This window comes from Morganella sp. HMSC11D09, from assembly GCF_001807955.1.
Lineage (GTDB): Bacteria > Pseudomonadota > Gammaproteobacteria > Enterobacterales > Enterobacteriaceae > Morganella > Morganella morganii.
Window position 1 is genome coordinate 712 of sequence record NZ_KV791679.1, and the last position, 1,284, is coordinate 1,995.

Consider the following 1,284-nt stretch of genomic DNA (forward strand, 5'->3'; position numbering starts at 1 on the left):
GTCTATGTTTCCTGCAATACCATTCAGTGCCCCGGTCAGTGTGCTGGTTGCACCAGATGCCTCATTAGCCCCGCCCACCCACGCCATAAAGGCATTTTCTACCTTTTGCGAAGCCATACTGACGGTCTGCGGTAACTGCTCAAATTCTTTTCTGAGTTGCTCCGTATTTGTCAGGATCGGGACGATTTTATCCGTGGTCAGCTGCCCGCTCTGCGCCATATCACGCAGACCGCCGATGGTGGTACCCATTCCGGCTGCCAGCAGTCTGGCCAGTCGTCCGCCGTTTTCCATGACGGAGTTGAATTCTTCTCCGCGCAACACACCAGAGGCCAGTGCCTGACTCAGCTGAGTGGTAACGGAACTGGCTTCCGCCGCACTGGCACCGGATAAAATCAGTGAGGTGGCAATCGTTTCAGTGACTTTTGCCACATCCCCCGAGGCATAACCCGCATCACGCATTGACTGCGCAATACGGGCATACAGGTTGGTATTTGCCGCCAGTGACGTGCCGGTACGCTGGCTCAGTGACATAAGTTCCTGCTGAGCACGGCTGAAATCCTCCGCAGACACAGAGGCCAGTTTCAGGCGACCGCTTAACTGGCTCCAGGTATCGGCATAACTGATAAGCTGCTGCGTGGCAAAAGCACCGGCCATAGCCCCCATTACGCCGGTTACTGTCGATTTTATTGATGACAGCTCATTATTCAGCTCACTGATTGCCCGTTTCGTTTCGCGTGATGCCGATGCTGCTTTGCGCCCGCCCTGCTCCAGCGTCCGGTAATAATTCTCCCCCATCCGTGAGGTGCGGGCTATTTCAGACTGAAACGAGGATGAATTTGCCGATATTTTAATAATAAGCTCACGAAGCTTTGCCATTACTCCCCCGTTCAGAAAATAAAATCAATGTTCAGAAATAGATCCGAGGAACGCTTCCAGACTGTCACCGGCCGGCCTCTCATCCTGAGCGCCCCATTTCAGCATCGCATCATTCAGGCTGAGTTTGCCGCCCTGTGCGCCGCACAGTGATGAGACAATATGGGCCGTCTGTATGTCACTGCGGATGTCCCCGATCGGGCTGAGGCGGTCAAAGGCCATCCACATGGTCAGCTCACCGGCGCTCATCGTTCTGGTCAGTTCATCCACTGTGCGCCCCATCCGGAGCGCCAGTGTCATCAGAAAAAACATCCCGGGCTGCGCTACTTTTTTTCCGCTTCATCCGGCGTGGTCATCAGGTCAAGCGCCTGTTTCAGTAAGCGGGCATGAACCGGCCCGTAAACAGCCATC

At 54.8% G+C, this 1,284-nt stretch carries 3 protein-coding genes; all 3 read right to left on the bottom strand.

The genetic code is table 11. The features are described 5' to 3' along the window. Positions 1-876: tape measure protein (locus HMPREF3119_RS19730; RefSeq protein WP_246829254.1), on the bottom strand; the 876-nt coding region annotated here is incomplete at its 3' end. Positions 877-900: 24 nt separating this feature from the next. Then, positions 901-1,185, bottom strand: coding sequence for a phage tail assembly protein T (locus HMPREF3119_RS07585; protein WP_070579195.1), 285 nt, complete (start codon positions 1,183-1,185; stop codon positions 901-903). An 11-nt stretch (positions 1,186-1,196) separates the two neighbouring features. Beyond that, a partial coding sequence (locus HMPREF3119_RS19110; protein WP_246829227.1) for a phage tail assembly chaperone occupies positions 1,197-1,284 on the bottom strand: 88 nt, incomplete at its 5' end.